Genomic DNA, 15060 nt, shown 5'->3' with positions numbered 1-15060 from the left:
GTCCGGTCAGGCCAGCGCGTCCGCCAACAACCCGGCGACCTTGTCGTCGGTCAGCATGGCGATGTGCCGGACCCCTGCCACCTCGATGTTGTGCACACCGTCGAGCACCGAGCTGGTCGCCGGGGTGACCACGCCGTCGTCCGGGGACCAGATCACCGTGCCCTGGACGTCACCGGGCAGCGTGGCAACGGTGTTGAGCTTCGTGATGAACGTGGACCCGATCCGCATCTCGCGGCAGGTGATCTGCCACCAGCAGAGATTGGCGCTGGTGACCCCGTTGTTGGGCCCGGCCAGCGACACCCAGTCGTCGACCTTGCCGGCGCATCCCGCGTACTTGATACAGTAGCGGCTGTTGAGGCTGCCCATCGAGTGGCCGACGATGTCCACTTTGGACGAACCGGTCCTGGCGAGGACTTCGTCGACCTTCGCGCCGAGCTTCTCGGCGGTGACCGCGTTCGACTGACTGATGCTGTTGTAGCCGAAGGTGACGATTTGCTCCTCGGCGTACCCGGCTTCTTGCAACGAGGCGGTGACCTGACTCCAGTTGCCAGGGCTGCCGAACAACCCGTGCACCAGGATCACCGGGTTGCGCTCCGGGGCGGCAGGCGATGCCGCAGCCGAGAGCAGCGATGACTGGACGGTCACCCCGATGGCGGCAACCGCCAACGCCGCTGCGACGGCCGCGAGACCGCGGCGAAAACGCTTCATCACGCATACTCCTCACGCTCGGCCAGTACCCGTTGCGGTCCTGGTCACTGGAGCAACACGGTGCAGCAAGCGCGCGACGAGGTCTTCGGCAGAATTACGTACTTGACACGCGATGGTTGGCTTACTTGCCGCAGAGGAATCGTTCCGAATTGGCCCCCGAGTCCTGTCCGTAGTTGTCCGAATTGAAGTTCTTGACCGCCTCCGGCCTCTGGGGCAGTCTGGAGGAAGATTCGGACGTGGGTTACCACGAGTCGGCAGTCACTGGGGTGTAAAGAACGATTTCTGCTGGCATGCCATTACTGCAACTGGGCGTATCTGGGGGGCAGAATGCCGCAGCGTGAATTTCGTACGTTCAATGACGTATTGATCGACCATGCCCGGCGCTCACCCGAGGCACTGGCGTACTCCTTTCTCGGCGACGGTGAACGCGAAACCGCGCGGCTGACGTACGGGGAACTGGAACAGCGGGCCAGGGCGATCGCGGAGCGGCTGCGCGACGCCGGTGTCACCGGCGAGCCAGTGCTGCTGCTCTATCCGCCGGGGCTCGACTACGTCACCGGCTTCCTCGGTTGTCTCTACGCCGGTGCCGTAGCGGTACCCCTGTATCCGCCCGACCCGGCACGGGTGTCCCGGACGTTGCCGCGCCTCGCTGCGGTGGTGGCGGACTCGCGCGCACGGGTCGCCCTGACCACCTCCGCGATCGAGAACCTCATCGAGGCACACCTGCCCGCCGCCGCGGAACTGCGGGAGCTACGGTGGCTCGCCACCGACGTCGGCGAGCGGGCCACCGGTGCTCCCGGCGACCTGGTCCTGCCCGGACAGGACCTCGCCTATCTGCAGTACACGTCCGGCTCCACCGGAAACCCCAAGGGGGTCATGGTCGGGCACCGCAACCTGCTGGACAACTGCGCGGCCATCGCGAAGGCCTGGCAGGTCGACGAGCACAGCCGGATGGTGTCCTGGCTGCCCCTCTTCCACGACATGGGGCTGATCGCCGGGATGCTGCTGCCGCTCTACCTCGGCTTCCCGGTGCAACTCATGTCACCGGTGGAGTTCGTCCGGAAACCGGTCCGCTGGCTACGCGCCATCGACGACTTCGGCGCCACGATCAGCGGTGCCCCCAACTTCGCCTTCGATCTCTGTGTCAACAAGGTGAGCGACGCCGATCGGGACACACTGGATCTCAGCCGCTGGCGAACCGCCTTCAACGCGGCGGAGCCGGTACGGGCGGCCACCCTGCGCAGGTTCACCTCGGCCTTCTCCTGGTCGGGGTTCCGCAGGGAAACCTTTTACCCGAGCTACGGCCTCGCCGAGGCGACGTTGATCGTCTCTGCGGGCAAACCCGCGCCCGCGGCGCGGATCATGCGGGTCGACGCGGAGCAGCTCAGCGAGGGCAGACTCGTCGCGGCCGACGAGAAGTCCGGCTCGGTGCGGGAGCTGGTCAGCTGTGGCACGGCCGTGGACAGCGGCGAGATGGCCATCGTCGATCCGGCCACCCGCGAGGTCAGGGCCGACGGCGAGATCGGTGAGGTGTGGGTGCGCGGACCGGCCGTGGCGCACGGATACCGGGACCACCCCGCCGAGACCGAAGCCGTCTTCGGCGCCTACACCGGCACTGGCCAGGGGCCCTACCTGCGTACCGGTGATCTCGGCTTCCTGCGCGACGGTGAGCTGTACCTCGCCGCCCGCCACAAGGACCTGATCATCATCCGGGGCCGCAACTACTTCCCGCAGGACATCGAGCAGGCGGCGGAACGCAGCGATCCGCTGCTGCGCCCGGGGTGTGTCGCCGCGTTCGCCTCCGAGGACGACGAACGAGTGGTCATCCTGCAGGAGGTCCGGGAAGAGGCGGAGCCCGAGCGGTACGCCGAGGCCATCCGCGCCATCCGGCTCGCCGTCGCCGAGCAGTGCGACGTGCAGCCGGACGAGGTGGCGCTCGTCGCGCGCGCCGAGCTGTTCAAGACCTCCAGCGGCAAGATCCAGCGAAGACTCTGCCGTTCGCGCTACGACGCGGACGCTCTCCGGGTGCTGGCTTCGAGTGTCCAGGACTCGGGGAGTCCCGGCGGCACGGAGTCCGGAAGTCCGGACCTGGGACCGCGGTCCGTGCCGGAGTGGCTGGCCGAGCACCACCCCCGCCTCGCCGCGGAACCGGATGTCCCACTGGTGGTGCTCGGTCTCGACTCCCTGCGCTCGGTCGAACTGGCCCACGACCTGGAGACCCGCTTCGGCGTGCCGGTCGACCAGTCCGTGCTGCTGGACGGTCTCACGGCCAATGGTCTCGCCGACCTGCTGGCCGGCGCCGAGGACAAACCGGAGACCGCCACCGTCGAACGGACCGAACGAACCGGCAGGCACGGACTTTCGCCAGGGCAACGGGCGCTGTGGTTCCTGCACCGGCTGGCTCCGGAAAGCCCGGCCTACAACCAGATCTTCGCGGCTACCGTACGTTCGCCGCTCGACGTCGCCGCACTGCGCACCGCACTCGGGCAGCTGGTGCGGCGGCATCCGATCCTGCGCACCACCTACGGCGAGCGGGACGGCAGTCCCTTCCAGCAGGTGCACGCGGACCTGCCGGTCGAGTTGCTGCACGTCGACGCCACCGACTGGACCGAAGCGCAGGTGCGGTCCCGGCTGCATGACGAGGTGCACCGCCCGTTCGACCTGACGCGCGGGCCGGTTCTGCGGACGGCGGTGTTGGGCAGGCCGTCCGGGGAGTCCGTGCTGCTGCTGTGCGTGCAGCACATCGCGCTCGACTTCTGGTCGCTCGGCATCCTCGTGGACGAGCTCGCCACCTGCTATTCGGCTGCCGTGACCGGCACCTCCGCCGAACTGGGGCCGGAGCCCGCCGGTTACCTCGAACACGCCGCGCGGTCGTCGGAGACCGCGTCCACCGACGAAACGCACTGGGCGTACTGGAGCCGGGTACTCGAGGACACCCCCGCGGTGCTCGACCTGCCGGTCGCCCGCCGCAGGCCGCCGGTGTTCGGCAACCGTGGCGCGGCCCATACGTTCACCATCGGGCCCGGGCTTTCCGCACGGGCACACGAGTTCGCCCGCAGCGAGGGAGTCACCCTCTACACGTTGTTGCTGGCGGTGTTCCAGACACTCCTGCACCGCTACAGCGGCCAGGACGACGTGTTGGTCGGCTCGCCGACGTCGGGCAGGAGCGAGGCGAGGTTCGCCGAGACGCTCGGTTACTTCGTCAACATGATCCCGCTGCGCGCCGACTTCTCCGCGGCCCCGACGCTGCGGGAGCTGCTCGTGAGTTCCCGCCGCAACGTCCTCGACGGGCTCGCGCATCAGTCGTTGCCGTTCTCCGAACTGGTCGACCGCCTCGGCGTGCAGCGCGACGCGAGCCGTTCGCCGCTGTTCGACGTCGCGTTCCTGCTGCAGAAGTCCCACCGGCCGGATGCGGACCAGCTGGTCCGGTTCGCCCTCGGCGAGCCCGGTGCCCGGCTCCGGATCGGCGGGCTCGAACTCGAGTCGCTCGGCGTCGAGCAGGACCTTGCCCGCTTCGATCTCGAACTGTGGATCGCGCAGGAGGGTGACGAGCTGCTCGGCTCGTTGCGCTACCGCACGGATCTGTTCACCCCCGAGGTCGCCGGGCAGCTCATGGAGCACTTCGAGGTGCTGCTGGATCGGGCCCTGGCGGCCCCGGACCTCCCGCTCGACGAGCTGCCGCTGCTGACGGCCGCGCAGCACCAGCGGATGGTGCACGACTGGAACGACACCGCGACGCCCTACTCGGACAGCACCTGCCTGCACGAACTGTTCGAGGCAAGGGTGGACAGCGCACCGGACGCGCCCGCGGTCGTGTCGGAGCGCGGCGTGCTGACCTACGCCGACGTCGAGACGGCCGCCAACCAGATCGCCAACCGGCTGCTGGCAGAGGGAGCCGGGCGTGCGGAAATGGTCGGGGTGGTGCTGGAGCGAGGCCCGGAGATGGTGCCCGCGTTGCTCGGCGTGCTCAAGGCGGGCTGCACCTACGTACCGGTCGAACCGGATAACCCGCTCCCGCGCACCACGGAAACATTCACCCGGCTCGGCGTGCACCGGGTGCTGACCAACGCCGCGCACGCGCGCAGGCTGGGCGAGCTGACCGGTGTCACGCACGTTCTCGCCGTCGACGAGCCGGTGTCGGCGCCGCGGCACAGACCGGCGCGGCGGGGCGACCCGGCTGACCTCGCCTACGTGATCCTGACCTCCGGGTCCACCGGTGTCCCGAAGGGCGTCGCGGTGACCCACCGCCCCGTGGTCAACACCATCGAGTGGGTCAACGGCAGGTACTCCGTCGACGCCGACGACCGGATTCTGTTCGTCACGTCACTGTGCTTCGACCTCTCGGTCTACGACGTCTTCGGCATGCTCGCCACGGGTGGGTCGATCCGGGTGGCTTCGTCGGCCGAACTCGCGGATCCGCAGCGGCTGCTCGAACTGCTCCGTCACGGTGGGATCACCTTCTGGGACTCCGCGCCCGCCGCGCTCACCCGGCTGCTGCCGCTCCTCGACGCCGGCGACGGAGCCGAACCGGCGTCGGCACTGCGGCTGGTGTTCCTGTCCGGCGACTGGATACCGGTGACGATGCCAGGGCGGATCACCGCGGCGTTCCCGAACGCCGCCGTGATCGGTCTCGGCGGCGCGACCGAGGCCGCGATCTGGTCGAACTTCCACGAGATCGTCGACGTGGACCCGGAGTGGCCGAGCATTCCCTATGGCAGGCCGATCCAGAACGCCCGCTACTACGTCCTGGACCGGACGGGCAACCCCTGCCCCGTCGGCGTGCCGGGCGAACTCTTCATCGGCGGTGACTGCCTCGCGAGCGGCTACGCGGGCGATCCCGAACTCAGTGCGGAGAAGTTCGTGCCCGATCCCTTCGGACTTCGCGATGACGCGAAGATGTACCGCACCGGCGACAGGGCCAGGTTCACCGAGGACGGCACGATCGAGTTCCTCGGCCGGGTGGACACCATGGTCAAGGTGCGCGGCTACCGGATCGAGCCGGGTGAGATCGAGTCGGCCCTCGCCCGGCACCCCCGCGTGCGGGACGCCGCCGTCGTCGCCAGAGGTGGCCGCGGTGAGCAGCGGCTCGTCGCCTACGTGACCCCAGCGGCGGGGGACCAGACCGGACAGCTCGTCGGCGAGTGGGAACAGGTCTTCGACGACGTCTACGGCAGGGACGTTTCCGGCGCCGATCCGACGTTCAACACCGCGGGCTGGATCGACGGCCACACCGGCCTTCCGTTCAGTGACGCGGAGATGCGCGAGTGGGTGGACGACACGGTCGGGCGGATCCAGGAGCGCGTCGGCACCGGCGCGACAGTGCTGGAAATCGGGTGTGGCACCGGCCTGCTGCTGGCGCGTGTCGCGCCAGAGTGCGCGGCCTACGTGGGTCTCGACGTGTCGGCGCGGGCTCTCGCCCATGTCCGGGAACGCGTGGTGCCCGCCGTCGCGGGGCTGACCGAGGTCGTCGAGTTGCACCAGCTGGCCGCCGACGAGTTGCGCCGGCTGGCGGGCAGGCGCTTTGACCTCGTCGTGCTCAACTCCGTCGTCCAGTACTTCCCGGATGCCGACTACCTGGCGCGAGTACTCGCCGAAGCCGCGACGCTGCTCGCGCCCGGTGGTTCGATATTCATCGGGGATGTGCGCAACCTCGCCCTCGAACGGGAGCTGCGACTGTCCGCCCAACTGCATCGCGCCGGGCAGGACGGGGAGCAGCCGCCGCTCGGCCGCCTCGCCGAACTGGCCGCCGTCGAATCGCAGCGGGAGCGTGAACTCCTGGTGCACCCCGACCTTTTCGCCGAGCTGTGCGGCCGGACCGCCGAACTCCAGGCCGCCACGGTGCTCGTCAAGCACGGGCGGCACCACAACGAGCTGAACACCTTCCGGTACGACGTCGTGCTGTCCACATCAGACAGCCCGGCGAACGCGGAGGTGACAGCACAGTGGACCGGAGCGGACCTTCCCGGCCTTGCGGAGGACATTTCCGCCGGCGCGGAACGGAAGGTCTCCGCGGTGCGGATAACCGACATCGCCGACGCGCGACTCGTGCCGGTGACCGCACTGCGGGAGCTGATCGACAGCGGCGCCGCCGCGGATTCCGGGAGCACGGCCGCCGACCTGCCCGCTGTGGCGCCCGCTGTCGACCCCGCGGCCGTCCAGCGACTTCCGGATCTGCTGCCGGGCGGGCCGTCGGAGTGGACGGTCCGGGCGTGCTGGCCGTTGTCCGGGACGGCGGGCCGCTTCGACCTGTTGGCCGTCCGGCGTGGGGCCGCGCACCCTGCGCGCCGGGTCGAGCCGACAGGACGGCCGTGGCGCGACTTCACCAACGTGCCGGTGCGGCCCGGCAAAGCGGGGGCATTGGTGGCGATGCTGCGCGAGCATCTGCGTTCGCTGGTGCCCGAGTACATGGTTCCGGCCACGATCGTTGTGCTGCCGGGCGGGCTTCCGGTCACGGCGAACGGCAAACTGGACCGGGGGGCACTGCCCGAGCCGGACGAGCCGCGCGCCGCCGTCACCACGGAGTTCACCGCGCCGCGGAACCCGAAGGAGGAAGTGCTCGCGGAGATCTGGTGCGATGTGCTCGGTATCGAACGGATCGGGGTGCACGACCGGTTCTTCGAACTCGGCGGCGACTCGATCCTGAGCATTCAGGTGGTGTCCAGGGCCGCCCAGCGCGGGATACGTCTTGCGCCGCGCGATCTGTTCCAGCACCAGACCGTGGCGGAGTTGGCCGCAGCGGCGGGCTCAAGCGCCCCGGCCGGACCGGCGGGCGGGGACATCGTGCTCGCCGGGGACGGAGAGGTGCCGCTCACCCCGGCCCAGCACTGGTTCTTCGACCTCGGGCTCAGTGATCCCGGCCATTTCAACCAGTCGTTCCTGTTCGCCGTGCGGGGCGAGCCGCTGGACACCGATCGCGTTGAACGCGCCGTGCTGGCGACTTTCGGCGGACACGACGCCCTCCGGATGCGATTCCGCCACGAAGCCGGGACCGGCTGGCGGCAGTGCCTGCGGGACGTCGAGGCGGTCGTGGTCAGCAGGGTCGATGCCGACCACGGTGCGCAGAGCGGGCGGACCTGGCTGGACAAGATCGCCGACGAGCAGAACGCCCGGCTGGACCTGGAGCGGGGACCGCTGGCGAGGGTCGTGCTCGTGCACGGCCCGGCCGGCTGCGACCGGCTGCTGATCACCCTGCATCACCTCGTGGTGGACGGGGTGTCCTGGTGGACCCTCGTCGACGACCTCGCGACCGAGTACTCCCGCCTGGAGCGCGGTGAACCCGAAACCGAAGACACCGCGACCGGAACCGCGTTCGCCCACTGGGCTCGTGCGCTGCGGCAGCGGGCCGAGGCCGACGAGTTGCGGAAGCAGATCCCGGGGTGGCGCCGCGTGCTCGGCGCCGTCCCGGACGCGCTGCCGCGCGACATCGAGGCGGACGCCGGCACGGGGGTGGAGGCCGATGCCTGCACGGTGACCAGGGAGCTGACCGCGGAGGAGACCGACGAACTGCTGCTGCGGGCGGGCGCGGCATACCGGACGCACACCGACGAACTGCTGCTCGCCGCGCTGGTCGCCGCGGTGCACGAGTGGGCGGGCAGCACCAGCGTCCGGGTGGACCTCGAAGGGCACGGGCGCGACGTCCTGCCGGAGCTGGACGTGTCCCGCACCGTCGGCTGGTTCACCACGTTCACGCCGCTGCTGCTGGACATCGGCGGCCTCGATGCCGACGACCCCGGCCGGTTGCTCACCGCGGTGAAGGAGCAGCGCCGCGCCGTTCCCGGCGGCCCTGCGGACTTCGGGCTGCTGCGCTACCCGCCCTCGGCCGCCGCGGCACCAGGTCTCGACGACCTGCCCGCCGCGGAGATCGGGTTCAACTACCTCGGCAGGCTGGACCGGATCGGCGGGGACCGGTTCCGGCTCGTTCCCGGTACCGGTGGGGCCTGGCGCGGGCAGGCGAATCGCCGGCCGTACCTGCTGGAGGTGAACTGCCAGGTCGTCGGTGGACGGTTCGAGGTCCAGTTCACCCACAGCGAGTCCATTCACCGGCACGAGACGGTGGCCGGGCTCGCCGACGGTTTCGCGCACGCGCTACGGCGCCTCGTGGCCCACTGCACGGCGCCGGGTGCGGGCGAGTACACCCCGTCGGACTTTCCGCTGGCCGGACTCGACCAGCAGTCGCTGGCGGCGGTGCTGGGGCAGTTCGGCGGAGCATCGAAACAGGCAGAGGGGACAGACCAGTGAGCACCAGCTACCAGACCCCATGGATCCAGTTGGGACCAGAGCTGCCCGCGCCGGTCCCGCGCCTGCTCTGTGTGCCCTACTCGGCGAAGGGAGCCTCACAGTACCGGGACTGGCCCGGCTTTCTCGCCGGAGCCGCCGAGGTCGGTGCCGTGCAACTGCCGGGGCGGGAGGACCGGCTGACGGAGAAGCCGGTGGACCGGATCGACGACCTGCTGGCCGAGCTGGTGCCCGCGGCGCTGCCGTGGCTCGATCGTCCGTTTGTCGTGTTCGGACACTGTATGGGGGCGTTGATCAGCGCGGAGCTCGTGCTGGCCCTGCGACGCGAGCACGGCGTCGAGCCGGATGCCATCGTGTTGTCCGGGGCGATCCCGGCGTGGCAGGACGAGTCGACGTTCGATTTGAGTGACCTGAGCGACGCCGAACTCATCCGGGAACTCCGGGCGCGCGGCGCACTGCAGCCGCGAATGCTGGCCGAGCCAGCACTGCTGACCTTCATGCTGCCCGCGGCTCGCGCGGATTCCGCGCTGTGCGAGGACATCCGGCGCAGGGGGCGGCCGAGCGAACCCGGGCTGAACTGCCCCTTGACCCTGTGTGCCGCACAGGACGACACCCGCTTCTCACCGGAGGAGATGCGCGGCTGGTCGGCGCTCACCTCAGGGCCGGTGGACCTGCGTGTGTTCGAAGGGGATCACACGTTCATGGACGTCGCCCCCGAGCTGGTGGCCGCAACGGTTCGAGCCGAGCTGCCCTCGGGGAGCCACCGGTGAGCACCGTCGCCGACATCTACCCGCTCTCACCGCTGCAACAGGGGCTGCTCTTCCACGTGTCACTGCGCCCCGATTCGGGTGCCTACCTGCAGCAGGTCACGGTGTCGCTCAGCGGGCCGTTGTCGGTGAGCCGGCTGCGGAGGTCCTGGGAACACGTCGTCGAGCGGCACGCCGCCCTGCGCACCGGCTTCGTCTGGGAAGGGCTGGAGGAGCCACTGCAGGTGGTGTCCCCGCCCGGGGCCGAACCATGGGCCGACACCCGATGGGCGGAATACGACTGGAGCGACAGCACGGGGGACGAGCTGGACCGGCGGCTCGGCGACTTCCTCGCCGAGGACCGTGCGCGCGGCTTCCCGCTGACCGCGCCGCCACTGCTGCGACTGACGCTGCTGCGCACCGGGGCCGACGAGCATCTGCTGGTGTGGACCGTGCACCACCTGGTGATCGACGGCTGGAGCGTCCCGCTGGTGCTGGCTGATGTCGCCGCGTGCTACCGGGGTGAGCAACCGCAGGCACAGCCGCGCGCCTATCGCGAGTTCATCGCGTGGCAGCGCGACCACGACCTCGCCGAGGCGGACGAGTTCTGGCGGAAGGAACTCGCCGGGTTCACCGCGCCGACAGTGCTCGACCTCGGTATGCCGGACGACGGTTCCCCGGCCGACGAGGAGGCGGCCGCCTTCGGTGATCTGGTGGTGGAGTTGTCCGCGGACACAACGGCGGCACTGGCCAAAACCGCACGGCAGGAGCAGCTCACCCTGAACTCGGTGATCCAGGGATGCTGGGCGCTGGTGCTCTCCGTGTACGCCCGGGAGTCCGATGTGGTCTTCGGTGCGACTGTCTCAGGGCGGCCGCCGGAACTCGCCGGCGTCGACTCGATGGTCGGGATGTTCATCAACTCGCTTCCGGTGCGAGCCAGGATAGACGGCAGTCTGCCGGTCGCGGAGTGGCTGCGGGCGCTGCAGGTACGGCAGTCGCAGGCCCGCCAGTTCGAGCACACGCCGCTGGTGCGGATCCAGTCGTGCGGCGAGGTGCCAGGGGGGACGCCGCTGTTCGAAACGCTCATCGGCGTGGAGAACTATCCGTTGCGCGACACCGAACTCGCCGCACCTGGGGACACGGTCCCGGTGACGCAGCGGTTGCGCGGCGGCCGCTTCTACACGCACTACCCCCTCACCCTCTTGTTCGTGCCGGGCGACCGGCTGGCCGTGCAGGCGTTGTACGACCAGCGGCGCTTCGGCGGGGACGCGGTGCGAACGCTGGTCCAGCGGCTGTGCACTGTCCTCGAACAGGTGGCCGTTGCACCGGAGCGGTTGGTGCGTGAGGTCTCCCTGGCCGATCCGGACGAGCGGTGTGCACTGGCCGCACGTGGTGCGGATCCGAGGCCGGCTCCGCGAACCGGGGAACGCACACTCGTGGACCTCGTGGCGGCCTCGATCGCGAGCCGGGGTGCCGCCGAGGCGGTCGTGTGCGGGGAGGACCGGCTCAGTTACGCGGAGCTGGACCGGCGGGCAGGCCGGCTCGCGCGACGGCTGCGCGCCCGCGGCTGTGGCCGAGGAGACGTCGTGGCCGTGTGCGCACCTCGCTCACCGGAGCTGGTGATCGCACTGCTCGCGGTACTCAGGTCGGGCGCCGCCTATCTCCCGCTGGATCCGGACAATCCGTCGGACCGGCTGGACTTCCTCGTCGCCGACTCGGGGGCGGGGACCGTGGTGTTGCATCCGGAGCCTGCCGCTCGATTCCCCCGCCTGGCAGCAGGCGCCGTGCTCCTCGGCGACGAGACCGAAGGCTCCGACGACACGGCTGCCGACACGGCTACGAATGTCTCGGCGTCGCGGCCCGGTCCCGATGATCTTGCCTATGTCATCTACACCTCCGGCTCGACGGGAAAGCCGAAGGGGGTCGAGGTGACGCACCGAAACGTCGTCTCGCTGCTGGAGTCCACTCGGGACGAGTACGGGTTCGGCTCCGACGACACCTGGACGATGTTCCATTCCGCGGCGTTCGACTTCTCCGTGTGGGAGCTGTGGGGCGCGCTCGGGCACGCGGGCCGGGTGGTAGTCGTGCCGTTCGAGATCAGCAGGTCGCCCGAGCGGTTCGCCGAGCTGCTCGTGGACGAAGGGGTCACGGTCCTGAACCAGACGCCGTCCGCGTTCCGGCCGTTGGCCGAAACGCTGGTGGAACGCGGCGACACGGGCAGCCTTCGGTTGGTGATCTTCGGTGGCGAGGCCCTGGACGTCGCCGATCTGCGGCAGTGGTTCGCCACTTTCGGCGACGAACGTCCGGTCCTGGTGAACATGTACGGCATCACCGAAGCCACCGTGCACGTCACGCAACAGCGACTGTCGCCGAAGGACGCCGACCTCCGTCCGCACTCGATCGGCAGGCCGCTCCCCTGTGCCGGGGTGTACGTCACCGACGTGCACGGAAATCTGGTGCCGGACGGCGTGCTCGGCGAGATGTGGATCAGCGGGACGGGGGTGGCGCGTGGCTACCGCGGCAGGCCCGAGCTGACGGCGCAGCGGTTCGTGCCCGACCGCTTCGCCGGTGCGGGCACGCTGTACCGCTCCGGCGACCTGGCCCGCTACCTCCCTGACGGCACACTGGAGTTCCGTGGCCGGGGCGACGACCAGGTCCAGGTCCGGGGGTTCCGCGTCGAACTGGGTGAGATCGAGACGGTGCTCGCCGGGCACCCAGGGATCGATGAGGCGGCGGTGGTGCAGCGCGGTAACGGCGATCTGGCGGCCTACCTCGTCCCCTCAAGGCGGCATGCGCTGCCGGTCCGCCGGTTGATCGAGCTGAGCCGCGCACAGTGGGACGCCACGCCCTCCGAGATGGAACCGGTCACCGTGGACCTGCCGAACGGGGCGACGGTGTTCGCCGCCAATGTGTCCGAGACCGACTTCATGGCCAGGGAGATCTTCACCGACAGGACCTATCTGCAGGGCGGCATCGTGCTGCCCGACAACGCGTGTGTCGTCGACGTCGGCGCCAACATCGGGCTGTTCGGCGTCTTCGTCGCCGAGGTGTGCCGTGATCCGGTGGTGTTCGCGCTCGAGCCACTGCCGCCGCTGCAGGAACTGCTGCGCAGAAACCTGTACATCCACGACGTGCGCGGTGCGGTGCTGCCATTCGGCGCCGGGGCAGAAGAGTCCACTGTGGAGTTCTCCTACTACCCGCATGCCACCGTCCTTTCCGGCCGGTACGCCGAGTCGGCGGCCGACAGCGGCATGGTCAAGTCGTTCCTCGTCGGCCAGCTGGCCTCGCAGGGCGTGCAGCTGGACGAGGAGGTCATCGACGAGCTGCTGATCGAGCGGCTGGGTACTCAGCCCTACACGTGCAGGGTGCGTCCCCTCGGTGCCGTGTTGGCCGAACACGACATCACACACGTCGACCTGTTGAAGATCGACGTCGAGAAGAGCGAGCTGGATGTCCTCGCCGGGCTGAGCGACGAGGACTTCTCGAAGATCGACCAGATCGTCATCGAGGTGCACGACCAGGACGGCAGGCTGGAGGTCGTGCGGGACCTGCTGCACAGCAAGGGATATCGCAGCACGGTGTTGCGCGATCCACAGTTGTCACAGACCGAGCTGTACAACGTCTACGCCAGCAGGCTGCCGATGACTGCGGCCGACCGAGGTGAGCCCGGCCGACACCCTGGGCAGCAGATGTGGCGGGCGAGGACGGCGTTGCTCTCGGACGTGCGCGCGGCCGCGGCGGAGGAGCTGCCGTACTACATGCTGCCGGTGTCCTGGACCCTGCTGGACGGCATGCCGCTGACGACGAACGGCAAGCGGGACCTCACCGCTCTGCCCGATCCGGACGCCGGCGCGCCCACGGCAGGGTTCGTCGCGCCGCGGACCGGCACCGAGCGGTCCCTCGCGGCCATCTGGGCGGACATCCTCGGACGCGACCGAGTCGGTGCCGAGGACAACTTCTTCGCCGTCGGCGGCCATTCACTGCTCGCCACCAGGGTCATCGGCCGGATCCGCGGTGAACTCGGCGTCCGGCTACCGCTCGCCGACGTGTTCGCCAAGCCCACCCTGGCTGCGCTGGCCGAGGCCGTCGACCGTGCCCTGCTGGAACGGGATCAGGGCCTGCAGACGTAGATGCAGTTCTGCGGCCGAGGTGAGTCGAGCACCTCGACATCACCGAACCCGGCCGCGTCGAGCATCCGGCAGGCCAGTTCGGTTCCCCACATGGCACCGAGTCCTGCTCCACCGTCGGCCAGTGAGACAGGAGTGCAGTACATCAGACTGATCGAATAGCACAGCGGGGCGAAGGGGTTGCCCACATTGTTCTCCAGCAGGCTGGAGAACTTCGCGTCCACCATCACGAAGACTCCCCCGGGGGCCAGTGCGTCGCGCACCCTGCGCAGCACTTCGTCCGGGTCATGCTGGTCATGGATCGCGTCGAACGCGGTGATGACGTCGTAGGGCCGCTCCGCGCCGAGCGCGGCCGCGTCGCCGACCTCGAAGGCGACGTTGTCCAGCTCGAGCTGGGCGCGTTCCGCGTCGGCGCTGGCGATCACTCGCGGTTCGATGTCCAGCCCGACGAACCGCGACGCGGGAAAGGTCTTCGCCATCAGGTTGATCGCGTGCCCGGCTCCACAGCCGAGGTCGAGTACCCGGCCGCCGCCGGTCAGCCTGTCGTGCAGCCCGGGAACGGCGCCGAGGAACCCGTCGATCAGGTGCTCGTCGTAGATCCGCCGCCACGAGTCGCCGGGGTCGGCGGAGACGGTCTCGAAGTGTGGCGCGAACACCGAGTGCGGCAGGCCGTCCCCGTCGGCGAAACGTCGCTCCACATCGGGCAGTGCCATGGTGAGCGCGCGCAGGGTCGAGGCCATCGGCGCGACGTTGCCCGCGCGGTCGCCGGTCAGCATCCCGGCGTGCTCCTGCGGCAGGGTGTAGGTGGCATCGGCGGGGTCGTAGTCGAAGAAGCCGCCGGTGACCATGGCGCCGAGCCACTCGCGCACGTACCGTTCGGCAAGGCCGGTCCGCTCGGCCAGGCCGGTGCTGGTGGTGGGTCCTGCTGCCGCTGCCTCGAACAGTCCCGTTCGATAGCCGAGGCTGACCAGCATGGTGAGTGCCCCGCCGTTCAGTGTGGCGAGCAGATGTTCGGCGAATGCCTTGCCACGCTCAGTGTTCATCGCGTCTCCCCAGACCGTGAGGGTTACCGCACGTCGCCGGTGAATAGCCCGACTTCGCATAAGACACCGTGTGGTGTCACGTCCACCTAACCATCGCGCTTACCTCTCCAGTTGGGGGTGTCCGTTCCGCGACGGGCAGCACAGGATTGCCGCCACTGCCACAGCCAGTGACGACAGTCACACGACCGGAGGAGGCTGCGT

Annotated in this window: 5 protein-coding genes; 3 read left to right on the top strand and 2 right to left on the bottom strand. The window is 69.5% G+C overall.

Annotation, left to right across the window (positions count from 1 at the left end):
- Positions 1-6 precede the first annotated feature (6 nt).
- Positions 7-708, bottom strand: coding sequence for an esterase/lipase family protein (locus tag BM199_RS00230; protein ID WP_091667732.1), 702 nt, complete (start codon positions 706-708; stop codon positions 7-9).
- 363 nt (positions 709-1071) lie between these two features.
- On the opposite strand from BM199_RS00230, the gene BM199_RS00225 reads away from it, so the two are divergent.
- The 3 genes from BM199_RS00225 to BM199_RS00215 are packed head-to-tail and all read left to right on the top strand — an operon-like array spanning position 1072 to position 13819.
- Positions 1072-8946 carry a non-ribosomal peptide synthetase gene (locus BM199_RS00225; RefSeq protein WP_177242416.1) on the top strand — a complete coding sequence of 2625 codons (7875 nt, stop codon included), beginning with the start codon at positions 1072-1074 and terminating at the stop codon, positions 8944-8946.
- Positions 8943-9713: a thioesterase II family protein gene (locus BM199_RS33665; RefSeq protein WP_177242415.1), complete on the top strand. Its 771-nt coding sequence runs from the start codon at positions 8943-8945 to the stop codon at positions 9711-9713. Before BM199_RS00225 ends, BM199_RS33665 begins: the two co-directional genes overlap by 4 nt.
- Entirely contained in the window at positions 9710-13819 is a 4110-nt protein-coding gene (locus tag BM199_RS00215; RefSeq protein ID WP_177242414.1) for a non-ribosomal peptide synthetase, read from the top strand. The genes BM199_RS33665 and BM199_RS00215 overlap by 4 nt, the downstream gene beginning before the upstream one ends.
- Here BM199_RS00215 and BM199_RS00210 read toward each other — a convergent pair.
- The gene (locus tag BM199_RS00210) at positions 13801-14859 is read right to left on the bottom strand and encodes a class I SAM-dependent methyltransferase (RefSeq protein WP_091667722.1); all 1059 of its coding nucleotides are present in this window, start codon (positions 14857-14859) and stop codon (positions 13801-13803) included. The genes BM199_RS00215 and BM199_RS00210 overlap by 19 nt on opposite strands.
- Positions 14860-15060: the final 201 nt, after the last annotated feature.

It is taken from the genome of Amycolatopsis marina, from assembly GCF_900111885.1.
In the GTDB taxonomy this organism is placed as follows: Bacteria; Actinomycetota; Actinomycetes; order Mycobacteriales; family Pseudonocardiaceae; genus Amycolatopsis; species Amycolatopsis marina.
This window is presented reverse-complemented; position numbering and strand designations above follow the sequence as displayed.